The 23,490-nt window shown below is 74.0% G+C and carries 16 protein-coding genes, 4 pseudogenes and 3 riboswitches; of the genes and pseudogenes, 4 read left to right on the forward strand and 16 right to left on the reverse strand.

Features of this window, described 5'->3' with window-relative positions; all coding sequences use genetic code 11:
• Nucleotides 1-207: 207 nt before the first annotated feature.
• Together QMQ26_RS02240 and QMQ26_RS02245 are read right to left on the reverse strand one after the other, a co-directional pair.
• A complete protein-coding gene (locus tag QMQ26_RS02240) occupies nucleotides 208-936 on the reverse strand; it encodes a hypothetical protein (RefSeq protein WP_282204575.1) in 729 nt (242 codons plus the stop codon).
• A 40-nt stretch (nucleotides 937-976) separates the two neighbouring features.
• Complete coding sequence (locus QMQ26_RS02245; RefSeq protein ID WP_282204576.1) at nucleotides 977-2,044, reverse strand: prenyltransferase/squalene oxidase repeat-containing protein; 1,068 nt, start codon at nucleotides 2,042-2,044, stop codon at nucleotides 977-979.
• Nucleotides 2,045-2,141: 97 nt separating this feature from the next.
• A riboswitch (cobalamin riboswitch) is annotated at nucleotides 2,142-2,261 on the reverse strand.
• 220 nt (nucleotides 2,262-2,481) lie between these two features.
• On the opposite strand from QMQ26_RS02245, the pseudogene QMQ26_RS02250 reads away from it, so the two are divergent.
• The 3 genes and pseudogenes from QMQ26_RS02250 (at nucleotide 2,482) to QMQ26_RS02260 (ending at nucleotide 6,049) form a co-directional block, all read left to right on the forward strand.
• Nucleotides 2,482-3,989: pseudogene (locus tag QMQ26_RS02250) on the forward strand (MmgE/PrpD family protein).
• On the forward strand, nucleotides 3,989-4,894 hold the full coding sequence (gene prpB, locus QMQ26_RS02255; RefSeq protein ID WP_282204577.1) for a methylisocitrate lyase: 906 nt from the start codon (nucleotides 3,989-3,991) through the stop codon (nucleotides 4,892-4,894). Before QMQ26_RS02250 ends, prpB begins: the two are co-directional and overlap by 1 nt.
• An 18-nt stretch (nucleotides 4,895-4,912) precedes the next feature.
• On the forward strand, nucleotides 4,913-6,049 hold the full coding sequence (locus QMQ26_RS02260; protein WP_282204578.1) for a bifunctional 2-methylcitrate synthase/citrate synthase: 1,137 nt from the start codon (nucleotides 4,913-4,915) through the stop codon (nucleotides 6,047-6,049).
• Between the two features lie 9 nt (nucleotides 6,050-6,058).
• On the opposite strand, the gene QMQ26_RS02265 is transcribed toward QMQ26_RS02260, so the two are convergent.
• Nucleotides 6,059-7,513 carry a short-chain fatty acyl-CoA regulator family protein gene (locus QMQ26_RS02265; RefSeq protein ID WP_282204579.1) on the reverse strand — a complete coding sequence of 485 codons (1,455 nt, stop codon included), beginning with the start codon at nucleotides 7,511-7,513 and terminating at the stop codon, nucleotides 6,059-6,061.
• Nucleotides 7,514-7,581: 68 nt separating this feature from the next.
• Nucleotides 7,582-8,460: a dihydropteroate synthase gene (folP, locus tag QMQ26_RS02270; RefSeq protein WP_282204580.1), complete on the reverse strand. Its 879-nt coding sequence runs from the start codon at nucleotides 8,458-8,460 to the stop codon at nucleotides 7,582-7,584.
• Nucleotides 8,461-8,622: 162 nt separating this feature from the next.
• Between folP and metF the strand changes: the two genes are divergently transcribed.
• Nucleotides 8,623-9,537, forward strand: coding sequence for a methylenetetrahydrofolate reductase [NAD(P)H] (gene metF / locus QMQ26_RS02275; RefSeq protein ID WP_282204581.1), 915 nt, complete (start codon nucleotides 8,623-8,625; stop codon nucleotides 9,535-9,537).
• Nucleotides 9,538-9,569: 32 nt separating this feature from the next.
• Here the strand turns inward: metF and QMQ26_RS02280 are convergent, their stop codons facing one another.
• The 12 genes and pseudogenes from QMQ26_RS02280 to QMQ26_RS02335 form a co-directional block, all read right to left on the reverse strand.
• On the reverse strand, nucleotides 9,570-9,785 hold the full coding sequence (locus QMQ26_RS02280; RefSeq protein ID WP_282204582.1) for a hypothetical protein: 216 nt from the start codon (nucleotides 9,783-9,785) through the stop codon (nucleotides 9,570-9,572).
• A 125-nt stretch (nucleotides 9,786-9,910) separates the two neighbouring features.
• Nucleotides 9,911-12,217: a 5-methyltetrahydropteroyltriglutamate--homocysteine S-methyltransferase gene (gene metE / locus QMQ26_RS02285; RefSeq protein ID WP_282204583.1), complete on the reverse strand. Its 2,307-nt coding sequence runs from the start codon at nucleotides 12,215-12,217 to the stop codon at nucleotides 9,911-9,913.
• A 149-nt stretch (nucleotides 12,218-12,366) separates the two neighbouring features.
• A riboswitch (cobalamin riboswitch) is annotated at nucleotides 12,367-12,604 on the reverse strand.
• A 121-nt stretch (nucleotides 12,605-12,725) separates the two neighbouring features.
• Nucleotides 12,726-13,499, reverse strand: a complete 774-nt coding sequence (locus tag QMQ26_RS02290) for an enoyl-CoA hydratase (protein ID WP_282204584.1) — start codon at nucleotides 13,497-13,499, stop codon at nucleotides 12,726-12,728.
• Nucleotides 13,496-14,379, reverse strand: a pseudogene (gene mmsB, locus QMQ26_RS02295) (3-hydroxyisobutyrate dehydrogenase). The gene QMQ26_RS02290 and the pseudogene mmsB overlap by 4 nt, the downstream one beginning before the upstream one ends.
• A complete protein-coding gene (locus QMQ26_RS02300; protein WP_282204585.1) occupies nucleotides 14,376-15,449 on the reverse strand; it encodes an enoyl-CoA hydratase/isomerase family protein in 1,074 nt (357 codons plus the stop codon). The pseudogene mmsB and the gene QMQ26_RS02300 overlap by 4 nt, the downstream one beginning before the upstream one ends.
• Nucleotides 15,449-16,598, reverse strand: a pseudogene (locus QMQ26_RS02305) (acyl-CoA dehydrogenase family protein). The gene QMQ26_RS02300 and the pseudogene QMQ26_RS02305 overlap by 1 nt, the downstream one beginning before the upstream one ends.
• Nucleotides 16,595-18,092 (reverse strand): annotated as a pseudogene (locus QMQ26_RS02310) (CoA-acylating methylmalonate-semialdehyde dehydrogenase). Before QMQ26_RS02310 ends, QMQ26_RS02305 begins: the two co-directional pseudogenes overlap by 4 nt.
• A gap of 212 nt (nucleotides 18,093-18,304) precedes the next feature.
• A riboswitch (cobalamin riboswitch) is annotated at nucleotides 18,305-18,495 on the reverse strand.
• Nucleotides 18,496-18,536: 41 nt separating this feature from the next.
• On the reverse strand, nucleotides 18,537-19,109 hold the full coding sequence (locus QMQ26_RS02315; RefSeq protein WP_282204586.1) for an NUDIX domain-containing protein: 573 nt from the start codon (nucleotides 19,107-19,109) through the stop codon (nucleotides 18,537-18,539).
• Entirely contained in the window at nucleotides 19,106-19,678 is a 573-nt protein-coding gene (locus QMQ26_RS37865) for an AAA family ATPase (protein ID WP_404814145.1), read from the reverse strand. The genes QMQ26_RS02315 and QMQ26_RS37865 overlap by 4 nt, the downstream gene beginning before the upstream one ends.
• Before the next feature lie 4 nt (nucleotides 19,679-19,682).
• Complete coding sequence (locus QMQ26_RS02325; RefSeq protein WP_282204588.1) at nucleotides 19,683-20,687, reverse strand: NUDIX hydrolase; 1,005 nt, start codon at nucleotides 20,685-20,687, stop codon at nucleotides 19,683-19,685.
• A 555-nt stretch (nucleotides 20,688-21,242) separates the two neighbouring features.
• Complete coding sequence (locus QMQ26_RS02330; protein WP_282204589.1) at nucleotides 21,243-21,596, reverse strand: penicillin-binding transpeptidase domain-containing protein; 354 nt, start codon at nucleotides 21,594-21,596, stop codon at nucleotides 21,243-21,245.
• On the reverse strand, nucleotides 21,488-22,909 hold the full coding sequence (locus QMQ26_RS02335; protein ID WP_282204590.1) for a penicillin-binding transpeptidase domain-containing protein: 1,422 nt from the start codon (nucleotides 22,907-22,909) through the stop codon (nucleotides 21,488-21,490). The genes QMQ26_RS02330 and QMQ26_RS02335 overlap by 109 nt, the downstream gene beginning before the upstream one ends.
• Between the last annotated feature and the right edge of the window lie 581 nt (nucleotides 22,910-23,490).

Raw genomic sequence — 23,490 nt, forward strand, 5'->3', positions numbered from 1 at the left:
GAACACCTCTCCCGGGAAGGGATCGCGCCGCCCGGGAACCGAAGCGACGGAGGGGGAACCGATGGGACGGTCGACATGGCCGGGGGCCTGCTACGTGGCCCTGGTCGGGGCGCTGGCGGCGCTCGGCGGGCTGAGCGGGAACGGGCGGTACTACTTGGCGGCGACGGTGCTGACCCTGCCGGTCGGCCTCGTCGCGGTGGGGGGCGTCTACTTGCTGCGCGGTACGGCGACCGGGGTCGGCGGGCTGTTCGCCGACACCGTGCTGCCGGACGGCAGCGATCCGGGCTGGCTGACCTCGGTGGGGGTGGTCGGCAACACCGTGCTCTTCACCGCAGCAGCGGCCGTCACGGCCCTGTTCGCCGCCCGGCTGCTCCGACGCGCGCGGACGTCCGCCCGCTGAGCGGAACGCCGGTGCCCCGGCCCTCTCGACGAGGGTCGGGGCACCGGCGTCACCGGTTCAGGGGGCGGTGATGCCCGGCTGGGCCCCGCGCCGAAGGACCAGCCCTCGACCTCGCCGGGGGCCGGGTTGTAGCTGCCCGCACCGAGGCTGCTGTAGGTCCAGGCGGTGCCGTGCTGAGCGTGCCAGTACGACCAGTAGGCGCTGCCGGTCGGGTTGGTGCAGGTCGTCGGCAGGGAGTTGATCGTGCAGACGAAGCCGGGGTAGCGCGGGTGGAACGCGTACGAGAATCCGGCGCCGGTGAGCGCGGCGAGGCCGCTGGCGGGGTCGCCCGGGGCACAGCCGGTCTGGATGCCGCCGCCGACGGCGGTGAAGTCCACCACGACGGTGACGCCGGTGGTGCCGGAGCAGGCCGCGGCCTTTGCCTGTGGGGCCTGGACGGCGGAGACGCCGAGCAGGCCGGCGGTCAGTGCCGCCGCTGCGGCGATCGAGCCGAGGGTGCGGCGGGCCGGACGGGTGGGCGTGAGGGTGTCGCTCATGGAGGTGCTCCTGGTTCCGAAGGTCGGCCGGTCAGGGTGTTCAGTGGGCCGCGGGGCAGGCGAGGACAGGTGCGGTGGGGCGGGCGCCGCGGGCCGAGAGGGAGACCAGCGGCGTGCCGGAGAGCCCGAGGACGGCTTGGGCGGTGGCGCGCGCGGCGTTGCCCGGGTCGAAGCCGGTGGCGTCGTAGGCGACCGCGCCCCGGACGGCCGAACCGGCGGCGCAGCCCTGCTGGAGCTTGACCAGAGCGCCCCAGCCCTTGAGCCCGGCCACGAGGCGGCCGGAGGACAGCAGGCTCTCGGTGGCGAGCCCGGTGCTGTTGGCGTTGGAGGCGGCGGCCCCGGCCGCGGCGAACCCGCCGTCGGCGTTCTGGTGCGCGCTCAGCCAGTTCAGTCCGGCGGCGGCCTTCGCGGCGCGTCCGGTGGCGGCGAGGGCCTGGACGGCGAGCGCGGTGGCGTCCGGGTCGGCGGTGCAGGCGGCCTGGCCGAAGGAGACCGGGAACCCGCCGTCCGCGCACTGGCTGCCGGCCAGGAAGTCGACGGCCGCGGCCGGGGCCCCGGCGGGGGTGCGGGTGAGGGCGATGACGGCCAGGGACTGGCCGAAGGAGTTGCTGTAGTCGCCCCACTGGGAGCGGTCGGAGAACCGGCCGCTGGGCGTCTGCAAGGAGCGCAGCCGGGCCGGGAGGTCGACACCGCCGAAGGCGGCCGGGTTCACGCCGCGGACCTCGGCTGCGAGCAGGAGCTTCGCGGTGGCGCCCGCGTACGCCTCAATGGTGCCGTCGCCCAGGTAGCCGGCGGTGTTCTCCGGCCGGGCGAGCCAGGCGGTCGCACGGGCGGCGGCCTCGTCGGAGCTGTGCGAGGCGGCGAAGGCCAGCACGGCGTCGATGGTCAGCCCCTGGTCGGGGTAGGCGGTGCCGTCGAAGACGGTCTCGAAGTGGTCGCCGTCGACGAGTTGGCGGGCCAGCCAGCCCGCAGCGGCGGCGTCCGGCCGGAGGGCGGCGGTGCCGGCGGGGACCGGGGCGGCCTGGGCGGGGACGGCCGCGGGGAGCGTGGCCGCGAGGGCGAGCGCCGGTATCGCGAGCAGGCGCAGGGGGCGGCGGAGCACGGTCATGGAGAGCCTTTCCGAACCTGCGCGCGGGGCCCGGAGGAGATGGCGCGCGGCGGCGCAGCCCTCGGAGCTCCGACCCGCAGACCACGACGGGAGGAGTGGACGTACACCTCCGCCACCGGGTGATCGGGCTCGCCGTCGACAGCCGTCGACGGCCTACCGTTGCGGGTCAGCGCCGGATTCGGACCGGACTTCCCCCGACGGCGGAGTCAGGAAACATGACGGCCCATCATGGCGAGGCGCCGAAGGCCGGGTCAAGGGCGCACGCACCCCGCCGACGGACGCCCCGGTCGGCGGTGCGCCTCCGGTTCTTCGCAGGATTCGCCGATTCGCAGGTCCGCCGGGTGCGGATTCCGCAGTGTGGCCTGCTGGACCGCCCGCGGTGCGACCGGCAGTCTCGATCATGCGAACCCCAGCAGCCGACGCCTCCGAGGAGTCCCGTGATCGAGCACCGCGTCCGTGTCCACCCCAGCGCCGACCGCCTCCCGCGCGAGGAGCAACTCGCCTGGAAGCTGGCCTCGGTGGCCACCGGAACCGAGGAGTTGGAGCCGGAGAGCGTGCGGATGGCCGTCAACCGGGTGATCGACAACGCGTCGGTGGCCGTCGCCTCGCTGCTGCGCCGCCCGGTGGCGGTGGCCCGCGCCCAGGCCCTGGCGCACCGCCCGGCCGCGCCCGGCGCCTCGGTGTTCGGCAGCGGCACCCGGGTCTCCCCGGAGTGGGCGGCCTGGGCCAACGGCACCGCCGTGCGCGAACTCGACTTCCACGACACCTACCTGGCCGCCGACTACTCGCACCCCGGCGACAACATCCCGCCGCTGCTGGCCGTCGCCCAGCACACCGGCCGGACCGGCGCGGACCTGCTGCGGGGCGTCGTCGCGGCGTACGAGGTGCACGTCGCCCTGGTCAAGGGCATCTGCCTGCACGCGCACCGGATCGACCACGTCGCGCACCTGAGCGCGGCCACCGCCTGCGGCCTCGGGGCGCTGCTGCGGCTGCCGACCGAGGTCACCTACCAGGCCGTCCAGCAGGCGGTGCACACCACCACCGCCACCCGGCAGTCCCGCAAGGGCGAGATCTCCAGCTGGAAGGCGTACGCCCCCGCGTTCGCCGGGAAGGTCGCGATCGAGGCGGTGGACCGGGCGATGCGCGGCGAGACCTCGCCGTCGCCGGTCTACGAGGGCGAGGACGGCTTCCTGGCCTGGATGCTGGACGGCCCGTCCGCCGACTACGGGGTGCTGCTGCCGGGGCCGGACGAGCCGCGCCGCGCGATCCTGGACACCTACACCAAGGAGTACTCGGCCGAGTACCAGGCCCAGGCGATCATCGACCTGGCCCGGCGGCTGCGCGAGAAGGCCGGCCCGCTGGAGCGGGTCCGCTCGGTCGTCCTGCACACCAGCCACCACACCCACCACGTGATCGGCTCCGGCGCGAACGACCCGCAGAAGTACGACCCGACGGCGAGCCGCGAGACGCTCGACCACTCGATCCCGTACATCCTGGCCGTCGCCCTGGAGGACGGCGGCTGGCACCACGAGCGCTCCTACGCCCCGAGCGGGCCGGGCGCCCGGAGACGGTCGCGCTGTGGCGCAAGATCACCACCGTCGAGGACCCGGAGTGGACCCGCCGCTACCACGACCCCGACCCGGAGCGCCGGGCCTTCGGCGGGCGCGTGGTGATCACGCTGGACGACGGCTCGGTGGTCGAGGACGAGCTGGGCGTGGCCGACGCCCACCCGGCCGGCGCCCGCCCCTTCGACCGGCCCGCCTACCAGCGCAAGTTCCGCACCCTCGCCGCCGACGTCGTCGCCCCCGCCGACCAGGACCGCTTCCTGGCCGCCGCCGACGGCCTCGCCGAACTCGGGGCCGCCGACCTCGGCGAGCTGTTCCCGGCCGTGGACACCGAAGCGGTGCGCGCCTTCGACGCGACCCTGCCGAAGGGCCTGTTCTGATGCTGCACACCCGCACCACCCCCGCCCAGCGCCGCCGGGCCTTCCGCGAACAGCTCGCCTCCGGCCGGCTGCTGCGCCTGCCCGGCGCGATCAACCCGCTCTCCGCCCGCCTGATCCAGGATCTGGGCTTCGAGGCCGCGTACCTGTCCGGCGCGGTGCTCGCCGCCGACCTCGGCCTGCCCGACATCGGCCTCACCACCGTCACCGAGATCGCCCAGCGCGCCCAGCAGACCACCCGCGCCACCGACCTGCCGGTGCTCATCGACGCCGACACCGGCTTCGGCGAACCCATGAACGCCGCCCGCACCGTCCAACTCCTGGAGGACGCCGGCGTCGCCGGCCTCCACCTGGAGGACCAGGTCAACCCCAAGCGCTGCGGCCACCTCGACGGCAAGACCGTCACCCCCCGCGAGCAGATGGTGCGCCGGATCCGGGCCGCCGTGGACGCCCGCCGCGACCCCGACTTCCTGCTCATGGCCCGCACCGACGCCCGCTCCGTCGAAGGACTCGACGCCGCGATCGCCCGCGCCAAGGCCTACGTCGACGCGGGCGCCGACGCGGTCTTCCCCGAGGCGCTGGCCGACCTCTCCGAGTACGAGGCGTTCCGCAAAGCCGTGGACGTACCGCTGCTCGCCAACCTCACCGAGTTCGGCAAGACCCCGCTGCTGGACACCCGCACCCTGACGGACCTCGGCTACAACATCGCCCTCTACCCCGTCACCCTGCTGCGCCTGGCGATGGGCGCGATCGAGGACGGCCTGCGGACCATCGCCGCCGAAGGCACCCAGGAGTCCCTGCTGCCCCGGATGCAGACCCGCTCCCGGCTGTACGAGCTGCTCGGCTACCGGGAGTACGCGGCCTTCGACTCGGCCGTCTTCGACTTCACCCTGCCGCCCGGCACCTGACGCACCGGAGGTTCACCCATGCCCGCCACCACGCCCGGGGTCCACCGCGGCCTCGCCGGTGTCGTCGTCGACACCACCGGGATCTCCACCGTCATCCAGGAGACCAACTCCCTCACCTACCGCGGCTACCCCGTCCAGGAGCTGGCCGCCCACCGCTCCTTCGAGGAGACCGCCCACCTGCTGTGGCACGGTGAACTCCCCGACCCGGCCCAGCTGCGCGAGTTCCGCGCCCGCGAGAGCGCGCTGCGCCCGCTCGACCGCACCACCGCCGAACTGCTGGCCAAGCTGCCCGAGACCTGCCACCCGATGGACGTGCTGCGCACCGCCGTCAGCTTCTTCGGCGCCGAGGACCCCACCGAGGACGACGGCCGCCCGGCCCCCGCCCTCGCCAAGTCGCTGAACCTGCTGGCGAAACTGCCCACCGTCGTCGCCGCCGACCAGCGCCGCCGCCGCGGCCTGTCACCGATCGCCCCGGACCCGGACCTCGGGTACGCCGAGAACTTCTTCCACATGTGCTTCGGCGCGGTGCCCGCCCCCGAGGTGGTGCGCTGCTTCGAGATCTCCCTGGTGCTGTACGCCGAACACAGCTTCAACGCCTCCACCTTCACCGCCCGGGTGGTCACCTCCACCCTCTCCGACCTCTACAGCGCCGTCACCGCCGCGATCGGCGCCCTCAAGGGTCCGCTGCACGGCGGCGCCAACGAGGCGGTGATGCACATGCTGGAGGAGATCGGCGACCCGGACCGCGCCGCCGACTGGCTCGACGAGGCGCTCGCCTCCAAGCGCAAGATCATGGGCTTCGGCCACCGCGTCTACAAGAACGGCGACTCCCGCGTCCCGATCATGCAGGCCGCCCTCGACCGGCTGGTCGCGCAGTCCGCCGACCCGGAGGTCACCCGGCTGGCCGCCCTGCACACCGCCCTGCGCGAGGCCATGCTGGAGCGCAAGGGCATCCACCCCAACCTCGACTACCCGGCCGGCCTCGCCTACCACCTGATGGGCTTCGACACCCCCGTCTTCACCCCGATCTTCGTGATGAGCCGGATCACCGGCTGGACCGCCCACATCATCGAACAGCTCGCCCACAACGCCCTGATCCGCCCGCTCGCCTCCTACGACGGCCCCGGCCAGCGGCCGGTGCCGGCCTCCGTGTAGCCGCCGGGCTCACCCGGCTCCCGGGTACTCCTCCCCGTCGGCCACCGGGTAGGGGACCCGGGTGCGCCGGTCCGGGTCCACCACGAGCCGGCCGGCGGCCGGGGGGCGGGCCCGCTGGGCGCAGTCGGTCCGTTCGCAGATCCGGCAGCCCAGGCCGATCGGGGTCGCGGCCCGCCCCCCGTCGAGGGCGATCCCCTCGGAGTACACCAGACGGTGGGCGTGGCGCAGTTCGCAGCCGAGGGCGACGGCGAACTCGCTGCGGGGCGCCCGGTGGCCGTGGCCGCCGTGGGTCACCGTCCGGGCGATCCAGAAGTAGCGCTTGCCGTCGGGCATCTCGGCGACCTGGGTGAGGATCCGCCCGGGGGCGGAGAACGCCTCGTAGACGGTCCAGAGCGGGCAGGTGCCGCCCAGCCGGGAGAAGTGGAAGTCGGTCGCCGACTGCCGCTTGGAGATGTTGCCCGCCCGGTCGGCGCGCAGGAACGAGAACGGCACGCCCCGTCGGCCGGTGCGCTGCAAGGTCGAGAGCCGGTGGCAGACCGTCTCGAAACCGACGCCGAAGCGTGCCTGGAGCAGTTCGATGTCGTAGCGCACCTCCTCCGCGGCCGTGTGGAAGGCGGAGTACGGCATCAGCAGGGCGCCCGCGAAGTAGTTGGCGAGACCGATCCTGGCCAGGTCGGCGGCCTGCGCGGAGGTGAAGGCCGGTTCGGCCGCCGCGACCAGGGCGTCGAGCAGCGGGCGGTGTTCCAGCAGCGCGAGCTGGGTGGCGAGTTGGAAGGCCCGCTGGCCGTCCGCCAGCCAGGGCGACAGGCGCAGGGTGCCGCTCGCCGGGTCGAACCGGCGCATCTCGGCCCGGTCGCCCGGGTCGGCGTCCAGCACCCGCACCCCGTGCCGTTCGCCGAACCTGGCCACCAGCGCGGCCGTGCGGCCGCTCGGGTCCGCGGCGAGGGCGGCGGCGGTGCGTTCGGCCTCCGCGTCGAGGACCGCGATGTGGTTGTGGTGCGCGTAGAAGAAGTCCCGCACCTGGTCGTGGGGTTCGGCGGGCACCAGCGCCGCGGCGGCACCCCCCGGGTGGTCGAGTTCGGCGACCCGGGTGACGGCCTCCCGGTAGCGGCGGTGCAGCGCGACCAGCGCCCGGGCGACGTCCGGATGGTTCCGGCTCGCCTCCACCACCTCCTCCGCCGCGACCGCGGGGCCGCACGCCTCGTCGGCGAGGGCGGCCCGCAGGTCGGTGGCGAGCCGTTCCTCCTCCGCCTCGGAGAAGAACTCCGGCTCCACGCCGAAGACTTCGGAGATCCGCAGCAGCACCGCGGCGGTCAGGGGCCGCCGGCTGTGCTCGATCTGGTTGAGGTAGCTGGTCGAGAGGCCCAGCTCGTGCGCCAACTCGACCTGGTTCATGCCGTGCTCGCGGCGCAACCGCCGCAGCTTCGCGTGGGCGAAGACCTTGCGCCTGACGGGTGGTGCCATGGTGCGGCGTACCTCTCTCCTCTTTCCCGGATGGTCTTTTTCTCCGGATGGTCTTTCGTTCGGGTGCGTCAGGGGGCGGTCGCACGCCCCGCCCGGTGGGCCCGCAGGGCGGCTTCGACCCGGACCGCGTCGGCGACGGCCCCGACCTCGTGCACCCGCACCGCCCAGGCGCCCTGCGCGGCGGCCAGGGCGGCCGTCGCGGCGGTGGCGGCGTCCCGCTCCCGGGCCGGGCGGGGTTCGCCGGTGGCGGGGTCGGCCAGCAGCTCGCCGAGGAAGCGCTTGCGGGAGGGCCCGACCAGGAGGGGGCGGCCGAGCGCGGCCCAGGCGTCCAGGGAGGCGAGCAGCGCCCAGTCGTCCCGGCGCCCCTTGGCGAAGCCGAGCCCGGGATCGACCACGATCCGCTCCGGATCGACGCCGGCCGAGACCACCGCGTCCATCCGGCGGCGCACCTCCTCGACTACCTCGGCGACCACGTCCCCGTAGTCGGCCAGGTCGTCCATCCGCCGGGACTGCCCCCGCCAGTGCATGAGCACGAACGGCACGCCCGCCCGGGCGACCGTCTTGGCCATCGCCTCGTCCGCCAGACCGCCGCTGACGTCGTTGACGAGACCGGCCCCCGCGTCGACCGCGGCCTCGGCGACTTCGGCCCGCATCGTGTCGACGCTCACCGGGACGCCCTGTCGGGCCAGGCCCCGCACCACCGGGAGCACCCGGGCGAGTTCCTCCTCGGCGGGGATGCGGCGCGCGCCGGGGCGGGTGGACTCCCCTCCGACGTCCACGATGTCGGCGCCCCGGGCCGCCAGCTCCAGTCCGCGTGCGACGGCCCGTCCCGGGTCCAGCCAGCGGCCCCCGTCGGAGAAGGAGTCCGGTGTGACGTTGAGGATTCCCATCACCGCGCAGCGGTGGTGGTCGGGGACGCCGGCGAGTCCGTGCGAAGGTCTTTCCATGCCCTCATTGTGCGGCATCACCGCAGCCTGCCCCGCCACCCGTCCGACCGCCTTTCCCCTCCTTCGGAAATTCCGCACCTCCGCATTCACCCGGCGAAATCCAGCCGTATCACAGGGTGGACTGCCGGGGACAGTTCCGCGTGCACCGGATAGCCTGCTTTCATGACACTGGGAACCTCGTCCATCCGCACCGACCGGGCGGTCTCCGTCCGTGATCTCCTGGCCACCGGAAAGCGTTCCTACTCGTTCGAGTTCATGCCGCCGCGCAGCGCCGAGGCGGAGGCCGGGCTGTGGAACGCGATCCGTCGGCTGGAGGCGCTGGCACCGACCTTCGTCTCGGTGACGTACGGTGCCGGCGGCTCCACCCGGGAGCGGACGGTGGGCGTCACCGGCCGCATCGCGCAGGAGACCACGCTCACTCCGGCGGCCCACCTGACCGCCGTCGGCCACAGCGTGGCCGAGCTGCGCAACATCCTCGGGCACTACGCCGACCAGGGCGTACGCAACATCCTGGCCCTGCGCGGCGACCCGCCCGGCGACCCGCTGGGCCCCTGGAACCGGCACCCCGAGGGGGTGGAGTACGCCGCCGACCTGGTGGCCCTGATCAAGGAGTCCGGGGACTTCTGCGTCGGGGTGGCCGCCTTCCCCGAGCGGCACCCGCGCTCCCCCGACTGGCAGGCGGAGATCCGCCACTTCGTCGGGAAGTGGCGCGCGGGTGCCGACTACGCGATCACCCAGATGTTCTTCGACGTGGACAGCTACCTCCGTTTCCGCGACCGGCTCCAGGGCGCCGGATGCAATATCCCGGTGATTCCGGAAATCATGCCGGTGACCAGCATCCGGTCACTCCGACGCATTCCCACGCTCAGCACAGCGGCCATTCCGGCCGATTTCTCCGCCCGGATGGAAGCACACGGGGACGACACCGCGGCGGTTCGCTCCATCGGGATCGAACACGCCACCGGCATGTGCCGCCGACTGCTTTCCGAAGGAGTTCCCGGCCTGCATTTCATGACCATGAACTTCTCCACCGTCACCAGCGAGATCTACCAGAACCTCGGTCTGTCCCGGTCCTGACGGGCGGGGGCGGTCCGGGCCGCCCCCGCCCGTCAGGACGGCTCCCGGTCCGGCGCGCCACCACCGCCCTCGGCCAGGGCCAGCCGGGCCAGCGCGTCCGCGAGTGCCTGTTGGAGGACCCGCGTCCGGGCTCCGATGGCGCCCACCTGGCGGCGGGTGGCCAGCAGTCCCTCGTACTCCTTCTCCGAAATGACGACCAGGACTTCACCGTCGATCCGGACCCGGCGCGGCAGCGGCCTCCTGCTCATGTACGACCCCCTCTGTCACTGCGACGGCCGGCTCCCCGCCCCGGACGGTCCCGGGCGGGGAGCCGACCGTCCGGGCGGGCGCGGCTCACGGACCGCACCCGCCCTTCCTGCCTGTTCCCGGTGGTTCAGTCGGCCAGTTCTGCCCGCAGGGTGCGGGCGGCGGTGACCAGGCTGTCGATCGAGGCCCGGGTCTCGGTCCAGCCGCGGGTCTTCAGGCCGCAGTCCGGGTTGACCCAGAGGCGTTCGGCGGGGATCGCGGCCAGCCCGGCCCGCAGCAGTGCCAGCGCCTCCTCGGGGGAGGGGACGCGCGGGGAGTGGATGTCCCACACGCCCGGGCCGACCTCGCGCGGATAGCCGGCCTCGGCCAGTTCACCGGCGACCTCCATGTGCGAGCGGGTGGCCTCCAGGGAGATCACATCGGCGTCGAGGTCGTCGATCGCCGTCATGACGGCACCGAACTCGGCATAGCACATGTGGGTGTGGATCTGGGTGTCGGCGCGGACCCCGGAGGTGGCGACCCGGAAGGACTCGGTGGCCCAGTCCAGGTACGCGGAGCGGTCGGCGGCACGCAGCGGGAGCGTCTCGCGCAGCGCGGGTTCGTCGACCTGGATCACGGCAGCGCCCGCCGCCTCCAGGTCCGCGACCTCGTCGCGCAGGGCGAGGGCGACCTGCCGGGCGGTGTCGGCCAGCGGCTGGTCGTCGCGGACGAACGACCAGGCCAGCATGGTGACCGGGCCGGTCAGCATGCCCTTGACCGGGCGGTCGGTGAGGCCCTGCGCGAAGCGGTACCAGTCGACCGTCATCGGGTGCGGACGGGAGATGTCGCCCGCCAGCACCGGCGGACGCACGTACCGGGTGCCGTAGGACTGCACCCAGCCGTGCCGGGTGGCCAGGTAGCCGGTGAGCTGCTCGGCGAAGTACTGCACCATGTCATTGCGCTCGGGCTCGCCGTGCACCAGCACGTCCAGACCGGCCTTCTCCTGGTACGCGATCACCTCGCGGACCTCCGTCTCCATCCGCTCGCGGTAGGCAGCGGTGTCGATCCGGCCGGCCGTCAGGTCGGCACGGGCCACCCGCAGTTCGGTGGTCTGCGGGAAGGAGCCGATGGTGGTGGTGGGCAGCAGCGGCAGGCCGAGCCGGGCGCGCTGGGCCTCGGCGCGCTGCGGGTAGGGCTGGGCCCGACGGGCGTCGGCGTCGGTGACGGCGGCGGCCCGGGCCCGGACCGCCGGGTCGCGGGTGATCGGCGAAGTGGCGCGGGAGGCGAGGTCGGCCCGGTTGGCGGCCAGGTCCGCGGCGATCGAGACCGCCCCCTCGCGCAGGCCGCGCGCGAGCAGCGCCACCTCGGCGGCCTTCTGCTTCGCGAAGGCCAGCCAGCGGCCGATCTGCGGGTCGACGTCACGCTCGGCGGACGCGTCCAGCGGGACGTGCAGCAGTGAGCAGGAGGGGGCGACGTCCACCGTGTCGGCCAGGCCGAGCAGGGTGCCCAGGGTCGCCAGGGACCTCTCCAGGTCGTTGATCCACACGTTGCGGCCGTCGACCACGCCCGCGACCAGCCGCTTGCCGGGCAGCCCGCCGACGGCCGCCAGGTCGCTCAGGTTGCCCGCCGCCGGGCCGGTGAAGTCCAGCGCGAGCCCGTCGATCGGGGCCTTGGCCAGCACCGGCAGGGCTTCGCCGAGCCGGTCGAAGTAGGAGGCGACCAGCAGCTTCGGCCGGTCGGTGAGCGCGCCCAGCTCCCGGTAGGCGCGGGCGGCCGCGTTCAGTTCGGCCGGGGTGCGGTCCTGCACCAGCGCGGGCTCGTCGAGCTGCACCCAGGCGGCGCCGGCCGCCCGCAGGTCGGCCAGCAGCTCCGCGTACACCGGCAGCAGCCGGTCCAGCAGGGTGAGCGGCTCGAAGTCGGCGGCCACGCCGGGCGCGGGCTTGGCGAGCAGCAGGTAGGTGACCGGGCCGACCAGCACCGGGCGGGCGGCGTGGCCGAGCGCGAGCGCCTCGCCGAACTCGGCGACGGCCTTGGCGGAGTTCGCGGCGAACACCGTGTCCGGGCCCAACTCCGGCACCAGATAGTGGTAGTTGGTGTCGAACCACTTGGTCATCTCCAGCGGCGCCACCTGCTGGGTGCCGCGGGCCATCGCGAAGTACCCGGCCAGCGGGTCGGCGGCCACTGCGGCCCGGTGCCGGGGCGGGATCGCGCCGACGGCGACGGTGGTGTCCAGCACGTGGTCGTACAGCGAGAAGTCGCCGGTGGGGACTTCCTGGACGCCCGCCTCGGCGAGCTGCTTCCAGTTGCTCCGGCGCAGGTCGGCGGCGGTGGCCAGCAGGGCTTCCGCGGTGACGGCGCCCTTCCAGTAGCCCTCGATCGCCTTCTTCAGTTCCCGGTTCCCGCCCTGGCGGGGGTATCCGTGAACGGTTGCCGCGGCTACGGACTTCGTGGTCAAGGGACTCTCCTTCGCGAGTCTGTCTCCTCAAGGGGCCCGGGACGGGACGAGGACGCGAAGGTATGCCGAACCGGACGGACGCCGACACGGCTCCGCCTGGTATGCACGCCGACCCGCCCACGAGGTCACCGGAAGACCGCGCGCGAACGGTCGCGCACGGACAGCGGGCAGGTCTTCGGACTCGCGGGCACACCCGGGGAGTTCGACACTCCCGGGCACCTACTGGCCGTCGCTTCCCAGGTCCGTCCGGACCCAGTGCGTATGACGGCGGTCGTTCCCACTCACCGCTGCGGGGCAGTCCCGGACTGGCCGTTGAAGGCGTCACCGGGTTCCCTCTTACGACGCCCCGCCTGGCGGACGGGGCGAACCAGCTGCACCGGCCAGAATACGGCCAACACCGAGGTGCCGTGGGAAGAATCGCCAAATCGTCCGCATCCTGAGATGAGCGGGGTCTTGTGGGCTCGCCGCAGAAGGCTCTGCGGCGAGCCCACAAGACCCCGTCGGCGGATCAGCGGTGGGTGAACGACGGTGCGCGCTTCTCGGCGAACGCCGTCATGCCCTCCTTCTGGTCCGCGGTGGCGAAGACCGCGTGGAAGAGCCTGCGTTCGAAGCGGACGCCCTCGGCGAGCATCGTCTCGAAGGCGCGGTTGACGCTCTCCTTCAGCATGACCGCCGCCGGGGCGGACATCGCGGCGATCGTCCCGGCGGTGGCCAGGGCCTCGGCCTGCAACCGGTCCGCCGGGACGATCCGGGAGACCAGGCCGGCCCGTTCGGCCTCCTCGGCGTCCATCGTCCGGCCGGTCAGACAGAGCTCCATCGCCTTGGCCTTGCCGATCGCCCGGGTCAGCCGCTGCGAACCTCCGATGCCGGGGATGACTCCGAGCTTGATCTCCGGCTGGCCGAACCTCGCGTTGTCCGCCGCCAACAGGACGTCGCACATCATCGCCAGTTCGCAGCCGCCGCCCAGCGCGTACCCGGACACCGCGGCGACCACCGGTGTGCGCAGGGCAGCGAAGCGGTCCCAGGCCGCGAACCAGTCGCCCAGGTAGGCGTCGACGAAGGCGAGTGCCTGCATCTCCTTGATGTCGGCCCCGGCGGCGAACGCCTTCTCCGAGCCGGTGACGACCAGACAGCCGATCTCCGGGTCACGGTCGAACTCCGTTGCCACGGAGACGACTTCGGTCATCAGCTGGGTGTTGAGGGCGTTCAGCGCCTTCGGCCGGTCGAGGGTGATCAGCCCCACCCGCCCGCTGCGTTCGACCCGGATCGTCTCGTACGTCATGCGGGGTCCTTCCGGAGGGTGTGGATGATCGCGGAGAAGTCCAGCCCCGCCTCCTCGCCCCGGGCGAAGGCCGCGTACAGCTCGGCTGCCCGGCCGCCCAGTTCGGCCGGAACTGCGGCGGTGGCGGCCGCCTCGGCGGCCAACCCGAGGTCCTTGGCCATCAGCGCGGCGGCGAATCCCGCCGCGTAGTCCCGATTGGCGGGGCTGGCGGGGACGGGGCCGGGCACCGGGCAGTTGCTGGTCAGTGCCCAGCACTGCCCGGAGGCTGCGGAGGCGACGTCGAACAGGGCCTGGTGGCTCAGGCCCAGGCGCTCGCCGAGGACGAACGCCTCGCTGACCGCGATCATGGAGACGCCGAGGATCATGTTGTTGCAGATCTTGGCGGCCTGCCCGGCACCGGAAGCACCGCAGTGGACGACCCGGCGGCCCATCGCCGCCAGCACGGGCTCCGCGGCGGCGAAGTCGGCACCGTCGGCCCCCACCATGAAGGTCAGGCCCGCCGCCTCCGCACCGGCCACGCCGCCGGAGACCGGTGCGTCGACGGCCCGGTGCCCGGCGGCCCGGGCACGGTCGGCTGCCTGTCTGGCGTCCTCGACCGCGATCGTGGAGCAGTCCACGAACAGCGCGTCACGGGCGGCCGGGGCCAGTTCCCGGTAGGCGTCCAGAACGTGTCGCCCGGTCGGCAGCATGGTGATCACCAGATCCGCCCCGGCGACCGCGGCGGCGGCCGAGTCCGCGACCGCCACCCCGCGGCCGGCGGCCCTGTCCCGGGCCGTGCGACGAGGTCGTACCCGGTCACCCGGTGTCCGGCCGCGACGAGGTTGGCGGCCATCGGGCCGCCCATGTTGCCGAGCCCGACGAAGGCGATGTCGTGGGTCACCAGCGCTCCAGGAGGTCGTGGGCGGCGAGGCCGAGTTCGCGGTCGCCGAGCGGGGCGAAGTAGCGGGCCGCGGCCGCCGGGGTGACGGCCTCCAGGGTGGCCGGGTTCCAGCGCGGGGCACGGTCCTTGTCGATGACCTGGGCCCGGATCCCCTCAGCCAGGTCGGGTGTGGTGAGAGCCGCGCAGGAGGTGCGGTACTCCTGGTCGAGGACGGCCTCCAGCGGTCCGAGGGCACGGGCCCGGCGCAGGGCCGTCAGCGTGGCCTTCACCGCGCTCGGCGAGTTGGCCGTGATGCGGTCGGCGGCCTGTCGCGCCGTCGCTTCGCCGCTGTTCCGGAGCCGGTGGAGGATCTCCTCCACCGTGCCCGCCGCGTAGCAGTGGTCGATCCACTCGCGGTGTCGGCCGAGGTCTGCGGGGGGCGCGGGGGCGGCGTACCGGGCGAGGGCGTCGTGCACGGAGAGCTCGGCGAGGTCGTCGAGCAGTGCGGGCAGCCGTTCGGCGGGCACGTAGTGGTCGGCCAGCCCGCACAGCAGCGCGTCGCCCGCGTCGGCCGAACCCGCGGTGAGGGCCAGGTGGGTGCCGAGTTCCCCGGGGGCGAGGGCCAGCAGGTAGGTGCCGCCGACGTCCGGGACGAAGCCGATCCCGGTCTCGGGCATGGCGATCCGGGTGGTCCCGGTGACGATCCGGACGCTGCCGTGGGCGGAGACGCCGACGCCGCCGCCCATCACGATGCCGCTCATGACGGCGACGTAGGGCTTGGGGTAACGGGCGATCCGGGCGTTCAGCCGGTACTCGTCGCGCCAGAACTCCTCGGCCGCGCCCGGGTCTCCGCCGGTCGCGGCCCGGTGGATGGCGACGATGTCGCCGCCGGCGCAGAAGGCGCGACCGCCGGCGCCGGTGACGACGACGGTGGTGACCCGGTCGTCCCGCTCCCAGTCGTCCAGTGCCCCGGCGATCCGGCGCACCATGGCGTGGGTGAGGGCGTTGAGGGCCTTGGGTCGGTTGAGGACGATCAGCCCGGTCCGGCCCTCTCGCTGGACGAGCACCTCCTCGGTGCCGTTGTCGGCCATCAGGCGACTCCGATCAGGCCGCGGGCGACGATGACGCGCATGATCTCGTTGGTCCCTTCCAGGAATCTGGTGCACCCTCAGATCACGGACGATCTTCTCGATGCCGTAGTCGGCGAGGTAGCCGTAGCCGCCGTGGAGCTGGAGGGCCCGGTCGGCGACCTCGAATCCGGTGTCGGTGGCCAGGCGCTTGGCCATGGCGCACAGTTCGGGGGCGCGCGGGTCGGCCCGGTCCAGGGCGGAGGCGGCCCGGTGCAGCAGCGCGCGGGCGGCCTCCAGTTCGGTGGCCATGTCGGCGAGGCGGAACTGGAGCGCCTGGGCGTGCAGCAGTCGGGCCCCGAACGCCTCGCGGTCGCCGAGGTGGATGAGGGAGCGCTCCAGTGCGGCCTGTGCGCCGCCGAGGGAGCAGGCGGCGATGCCGAGCCGACCACCGTTGAGCCCGGCCATGGCGATCCGGAATCCACCGCCCTCGGTGCCCAGCAGGCGGTCGGCGGGCAACCGGACGCCGTCCAGCCGGACCTGCCGGGTGGGCTGCGCGTTCCAGCCCATCTTCCGCTCGTTCGGACCGAAGGACAGGCCCGCGTCCTCCCGGTCGACCAGGAACGCCGAGACTCCCTTGGCGCCGGGCCCGCCGGTGCGCGCCATCACCAGGTAGACCCGGGCCGCACCCGCGCCCGAGATGAACTGCTTGACGCCGTCGAGCACCCAGTGGCCGCCGTCCCGGACGGCCCGGGTGGTGATCGCCGCGGCGTCGGAGCCGGCGCCCGGCTCGGTCAGGCAGTAGGCGGCCAGGTGCTCGGCCGTGCAGAGCCGGGGCAGCCAGCGGGCGCGCTGCTCCTCGTCGCCGTGCCGGTCGACCATCCAGGCCACCATGTTGTGGATGGACAGGTAGGCGGCGATCGACGGGCAGCCGGTGGCCAGCGCCTCGAAGGCCAGCACGCCGTCCAGGCGCGAGAGGCCGGAGCCGCCGACGTCCTCGCGCACGTACACGCCGCCGAGGCCGAGGTCGGCGGCCTTGCGCAAGACGTCCACCGGGAAGTGCTTGTCCCGGTCCCAGGCGACGGCGTGCGGGGCGAGGTGCTCGTCCGCGAAGGCGCGGACCGCCTCGGCGATCGCCCGCTGCTCATCGGTGAGGTCGTACACCGCGCTCATCCCATCGTCGGAATGGTGAAGCTCGCGCCCTCCTTGACCCGGAGGGCCAGCGCGAGGTGACGGTCCGGGTGCGGGTGTAGAAGCGGATCGCGTCCGGGCCGTGCTGGTTGAGGTCGCCGAACGCGGAGCGCTTCCAGCCGCCGAAGGTGTGGTAGGCGAGCGGCACCGGGATGGGGACGTTGACCCCGACCATGCCGGTGTTCACCCGACGGGTGAAGTCGCGGGCGGTGTCGCCGTCCCGGGTGAAGATCGCCACACCGTTGCCGAACTCGTGCTCGCTCGGCAGGCGCAGCGCCTCCTCGTAGTCCGCGGCGCGGACCACGCACAGCACGGGGCCGAAGATCTCCTCCCGGTGGATCCGCATCCCGGGCGTGACGCGGTCGAAGAGGCAGGCACCGAGGAAGAACCCGTCCTCGTGCCCCTCCAGCCGGAAGTCCCTCCCGTCGACCACGAGTTCGGCGCCCTCGGCGACACCGCTGTCCACGTACTCGCGCACCCGCCGCACCGCGTCGCGGCCGACCAGCGGGCCGAAGTCCGCCTCCGGATCGTCCGACCGGCCGACCTTGAGCGCGGCGATCCGCTCGACCAGCTTGGCCACCAGGGCGTCCGCGGTCTCCTCCCCACCGGAACGGCGACCGAGATCGCCATGCAGCGCTCCCCGGCCGAGCCGTACCCGGCGCCGATCAGCGCGTCCGCGGCCTGGTCGAGGTCGGCGTCCGGCATCACCACCAGGTGGTTCTTCGCCCCGCCGAAGCACTGGGCCCGCTTGCCGTGGGCGGCGGCGGTGGCGTAGACGTACTGGGCGATCGGAGTGGAGCCGACGAAGCCGACCGCCTGTACCCGCGGGTCCTCCAGCAGCGCGTCGACGGCCTCCTTGCCACCGTTGACCACGTTGAACACGCCCGGCGGCAGACCTGCCTCCAGGAACAGCTCCGCGAGACGCAGCGGCACCGAGGGGTCGCGCTCGGACGGCTTGAGGACGAAGGCGTTCCCGCAGGCCAGGGCGGGCGCGGCCTTCCACAGCGGGATCATCGCGGGGAAGTTGAACGGGGTGATGCCCGCGACCACGCCGAGCGGCTGGCGCATCGAGTAGACGTCGATGCCGGTACCCGCGTTGTCGGTGAACTCGCCCTTCAGCAGGTGCGGGACGCCGGCGGCGAACTCCACCACCTCCAGGCCGCGCTGGAGGTCCCCGTGGGCGTCGGCGACGGTCTTGCCGTGCTCGGCGGAGAGCAGCCGGGCGAGGGAGTCCCGCTCCTGCTCGACGAGTTGCAGGAAGCGCAGCATGACCCGGGCCCGCCGCTGCGGGTTCCAGGCCGCCCACGCGGGCTGCGCCCGGGCCGCGTCGCCGACCGCGTCGGCGACCTCCGCCCGGCTCGCCAGCGGTACCCGGGCCTGCACGCGGCCCGTGTTCGGGTCGTACACGTCGCCGAAGCGGCCGGAGGTGCCGACGACCGGCTTGCCGGACACGTGGTGGGTGAGTTCTCGTACCATCGGTTCCTTCTCCCGTCCTGGGTGGTGCGGAGAGGAGGAGTGGAGGCCGCCGGCGGGGGTGGGTGCGCGGCGGTGCGGCCACCGCGCGGGCGCGGCGGCCTGACACGTCGTCAGGGGTTCTCGGCCCCGGCGGGCTTCGGCACGTGACCGGATGGCGCACCGGCGGTACGGGGGCAGCCCGGGGTCATGGCGTGTCGTCTCCATCCTCGTGGAAAACACGGATCACCGCGGCCGGTATCCTGACTCCCGGATCGACGCCCGTCCCCCGGCCTTCCCGGCTGGCTGCCAGTGGCCCTCGTCTGCGAGGACGGACTCCCCGGTCACAGTGGCGGGACCGTGCCGGACTCGCACCGGCTTCCCTGACACCGCGGACCTGTCGCCCACCATATAGTTGGACGTCCTAGTAAGTCCAGGGCATCCGCACCCCTCGCCCGCGCGCCGCCGTCACCCCCGAGCCGCGCCACCGGCGGACGAGCCGGGGACGGCCGTGCGCCGCGACGTCAGCAGGACGGCGGCGAGCGTGCCCGCCTCGGTGATCCGGCCGTCCGCGCACATGGCCACCGCCTCCGGCAGGGGCACCCAGCACACCTCCATGTCGGCCTCGCTCGCCTCCCGGCGGTGCTCGCCGACGGTCAGACCGGTGGCGAGGTACAGGTGTTCCCGGGTGCGCGCACCGGCGGGCATCCGCCACATCGCCGTCAACGGCTCGACCCGGTCGGCCCGGACCCCGGCCTCCTCCGCCAACTCCCGCCGCGCCGCCGCCGCAGGCTCCTCCCCCGGCTCGCACCCTCCCCCGGGACACATCAGCAACCGCTGCCCGCACGCGTAGACGTCCTCCGCCACCAGCGCGATCCGCCCCCGCCCGTCGAGCGCCACGACCCGCACCCCGTCGACGGACTCCGTGAACTCGTAGGTCCCCGTGCTCCGATCGGCCCGCCGGACCGCGTCACGGCGCACCACCAGCCGCGCTCCCCGGTACTGAACGGTCGACGAGAGCGTGGTCCAACCGTCGATCATGCCGACTCCTCCCGAGGCCGTGGCGCACGGCCCGGCAGCGCCCCGAGGACCTCCAGGGCCCGGTCGGCGACCTGACGGGGCGTGCGGCGGGCGGTGTCGATGACGTCGGCGGCGGCGGCCAGCCACCCCCGGTACGCCTCGGTGTAGCGGGGCAGCTCGCCGCGCCGGAAGACGCGGACCTTCTCGCTGCGCTCCTCGTCCCCGGGGAACTCGGCACCGGCGTCGATGCGGGCCCGGACGGTGTCCGGGTCGGCGTGCAGCAGCAGGTGGCGCAGCGGGACGCCGGCGGCGCGGATGGCGTGGTGGATCTCGGCGGCGTAGTCCCGGCGCAGCAGCGTCATCGGGACGATCACCGGCCCGCCGTCGTTCTCCCGGTGGCAGCGGACGGCGAGTTCGGCGACGAGGGGGCGCCAGGCCGGGTTGTCCTGGAAGTCGGCGTACTTGCCGGGAAAGACCTGGCGCAGCAGGAAGCCGACCTCCTCCGGGTCGACCAGGACGCCCCGGGCAGCTCGCTCCGCAGGGTGGCGGCGAGGGTGGTCTTCCCGCCGCCGAAGGGGCCGTTGAGCCAGACGATCACCGGGGGCTCCTTCCGTGGGAGGCCGGTCCGCCGGTGCGGGTGGCGGCGTGGTGCCGGACGAGGCGGCGGGTGGAGTCGCGCAGGTGGAGGCGGTGCAGGTCGTCGGGGCGGAACCAGTGCACGAGGACGCCCTCGCGCAGGTCCGCGGTGTCGGGGTGGCCGTCCCAGTGGGCGGTGAAGATCTGGATCGGGACGGCCAGGCCGTGCCGGTCGGTCGTCCACTCGACGGTCAGCGGTTCGACCTCACCGAGGCGCAACCCGGGGACCTCTTCGGCGAGTTCGCGGCGCAGCGTGGCCTCGATGGTGGCGTCGCCGGGTTCGCGTCCGCCGCCGAGCAGGCTCCACTCCCCCGGCGCCCAGATGCCGGGGAAGTTGTCGCGCAGGTGGAGCAGGTACTGGCCGCGGCCGTTGTGGACGACGGCGGAGGCGTTCACCGGCTCGGTCCGGCCGGTCAGGCCCGCGGCGAGGAGTTTGGCGTGCAGTTCGGGCGGGGCGACCTCGGCGAGCGGGCGCCACTCGAACCCTGCGACCTCCGCCGTCCGTGGCGGCGTGCCGTCGTCGGTGAGGTGGAGGACGAAGCGGAAGTCGTAGTGCCGGTGGGCGACTTCGCCCTGGGCCGGCTCCGGGTCGATGTCGTCCGCCTGGATGTCGACGGGCGCGTCGAGCAGCTGCGGGGCGAGGCGGAGCGCACCGGCCGGGATGCCGGTCTCCGCCTCGACCTCGCGGATCGCGGTCGCGAGCAGGCTCCCGTCCCCGGCCTCGGTGTGGCCGCCCGGGCGCCGCAGCAGCCCGGTGGCCCGGTGGCGGACGTGCAGGACCCGCAGGTCGCGGTCGAGGACGACTCCGCTACAGGTGACGTGCGCAGGCGACGTGGTGCGGCCGGTCGGCTCGGCCGCGGTGGCCGACCGCTCCAGCAGCGGCCGGAGGCGGGCCCGTTCGGCGGGGTGACGGTCCAGGTAGGCGCGGGTGACGGCATCGATCTCCGTGCTGGTGACTGGCAATCGAGGCTCCGTATCCGGTCTCACGGGTGGGCAGGGCCCGCCCGGTCGGGGCGACAAGTCCCCACCTTCCGAGGCTGGTTGGGCATCCGATGGTCGGGGATCGGGCGCGCTCCGTTCAAGTGGGCCGTCCCCGGGCGCGCCCGGGTCGAACGGGGCGTTTTCGAGCACCCGGACGTAGCCGTCCGGCGCGGTGCCCGACGGTCGGCGCGCGCTCCCGGCTCCCGACTCGCGGGCGGCGCGGGCCTGTTCGAGGGGGGTTGCCCGACCGTTGCCCGTCCGGTGGCCGACCGGTGGCCGGGACGGTGCGGGCGGCGGGGTGGCCGGCGGCCGGGCGAGGGAGTCGTACGGGGCGCAGCCGTCGGCGGATTCATCCGTTCGGCTGACGGCGGCCCGGGCGAGGTTTCGGGCGGGCCGCGCCACCCGCGTCCGGCAGGCACCCGGCGGGGCCTTCGGCCGAAACGGCCGGCAGCCGAGCGGACCGAGCCGAACCGACCAAACCGGCCGGACCGGACACCGCCCGCCCCGGACGGCAGGCCGTCGCCGGACTGCGGCGGTTCAGCCGTTGCCGATCCGCAGCAGTTCGGCGACGGCCGGGCCGGCCGACTGGGCGCCGTGCAGGCCGCCCTCGACCTCGGCGGCCACGGCCAGGTCACCCCGGTAGGCGGTGAACCAGCTGTCGGCGGGCTTGCCGCCGCCGACCTCGGCGGTGCCGGTCTTGGCGGCGGCGCCGGGGATGCCGGCCATCGGTCCGGCGGCGGTGCCGCTCTGCGCGGTCCGGGTCATCAGGGCGCGCAGGTCGTTCAGCACGCCCTTGGAGAGCCGCCGGGCGGCGGGCTGCTGCGGCAGGTCGGGCAGCAGGATCGGCATCCGGAAGGTGCCGTTCTGGACGGTCGCCGCGACCGAGGCCATGGCGAGCGGATTGGTCTGCACCCGGCCCTGGCCGATGAGCTCGGGGCGGCGGCGGCCATGTTCGACTCGATCGGAATCTTGGTGTCGAAGTTGGTCAGGCCGGTCTTCCACTCCAGGCCGAGGCCGAACACCTCCATGGCGGTCCTCGGCAGGCTGTCGGGTTTCAGCACGTCCCGGCCCTTCTCCAGGAAGGCGGTGTTGCAGGACTGGGCGAAGTCGTCGGCGAAGGTGTTGCCGGGCCGGGCGTCCGCGAAGTCGTTGGCCACCGGGAGGCCGGTGACCAGGGTGGTGGCCGGGCAGGGCACCGGGGTGGACGGGGTGATCCCGGCCTCCAGCAGGGCGGCGGCGGTGACCACCTTCATCGTCGAGCCGGGCGGGGTGGAGCCGGTGAAGGCCGGGTTCGAGCCGGTGGACGGGGAGAAGGCGTAGGCCAGGACGTGGCCGGTGCTGGGCTCGATCGCGACCAGCGAGGCGGCCCGGGTGCCACCCGCGGACTGCTTCGCGACGGCGGCTTCGGCGGCCTCCTGGAGGCGGGCGTCCAGGGTGAGCCTCAGGGCGGGGAGCGGCCGGGGTTCGGTGACGGTGAACAGTTTCTCCGCCGTGCCGTCGGAGTCCTTGGTGATCAGCACGGCGGAGCCGTCGTCCGCGGTGCCGCCCTGCGGGACCCGCGCCGTGGACTGCTCCAGGAACTTGGCCAGCGAGGGGAAGCCGGTCAGCGGCTTGCCGTTGCGGTCGGTGATGCCGGCGGGTGCCCCGGCGACCGGCCGCACCGCAATGCTCTCCCCGGCGTCCAGGTGCGGGTGGATCACGTGCGGCGTCCAGTGCACGACGGTCCGGCCGTCGCGGGTCCGCACCAGGCCGAGCACACCGTCGTAGGTCCACGGCGTGCCGGTCCCGGCGAACTCCACGCTCGCGCCGAACGGCACGGAGAGCGCGGTGTCCGCCGGGGTCGCGGACGGGGTGGAGCCCGCCGCCGAGGGGTCGGGGCCGGCCGCGGGTGCGCCCGCGGTCAGGTGGAGCGCGCTCGGCCCCACCCGGCGCTGGAACGCGGTCAGCGCGGTGGTCGCCGCGGCGGGGTCGTCGGTGGCCGCGGCGGCGCCCGACAGGTCGCCCCCGGCCCAGGCCGCGAGGAACGCCCGGGCGGCGCCGGCCGCCTGCTCGGCGGTCGGCGGCCCGGTCACCGCGGGCCGCGCCCCGGCCGCCCCGCCGGACCCGCCGGTCAGGGCGGTGGCGATGTTGTAGACGCCGTAGCCGGCCACGGTCACCATGGCCGCGAGGACGGTGGCGATGGCGATCTTCACGCTCTTGGGCATGGTGCTCTCCCCCCTGGGTCGGGCTGTCGGGGAGGCCCCGGCCGCGCACCACGCACCGGCACATCACGCCCCGGCCCGTCGCGCCCCGCCCGAGTCCTCCGCCCGCCACGCTAGGGCCGTACGCGGACGGCCCGCCTGAGCATCCGTACTCAGAAGGGGCCGCACGGGAGCGCCCCGGCCCGGTGGTCCGGACCGGGGCGTCCACAAGAGGACGATCAGGACGAGCAGTTGACGGAGGATCAGGAAGCGGAGTCCGGCAGGCCGAACACCACCTGGTTGGAGAGCACCACCCCGTGGCTGCTGACGTCGATGGTGATCCGGTCGCCGTCCGCGATCCGGAACCCGTCGTGGTAGCTGGCCTGGTCCGCGCCGAGCAGCAGGTAGTGGACCAGCCCGGGGCGGCGCAGCGCCGGGTACTCGAAGAGGTTGTCCACCATCGCCTGGATCTTGAAGTACAGCGCGTCCTCGCCGCAGTCGAACGGGCCCTCCCAGGCGGTGGCGCCGTCCCGCTCGATGGTGACCCGGCCGGTGACCGAGGAGGGCGGCTCGCCGAGGAAGAGCCAGGGCGCGATGGAGGTGTC

Source organism: Kitasatospora fiedleri (assembly GCF_948472415.1).
GTDB lineage: Bacteria > Actinomycetota > Actinomycetes > Streptomycetales > Streptomycetaceae > Kitasatospora > Kitasatospora fiedleri.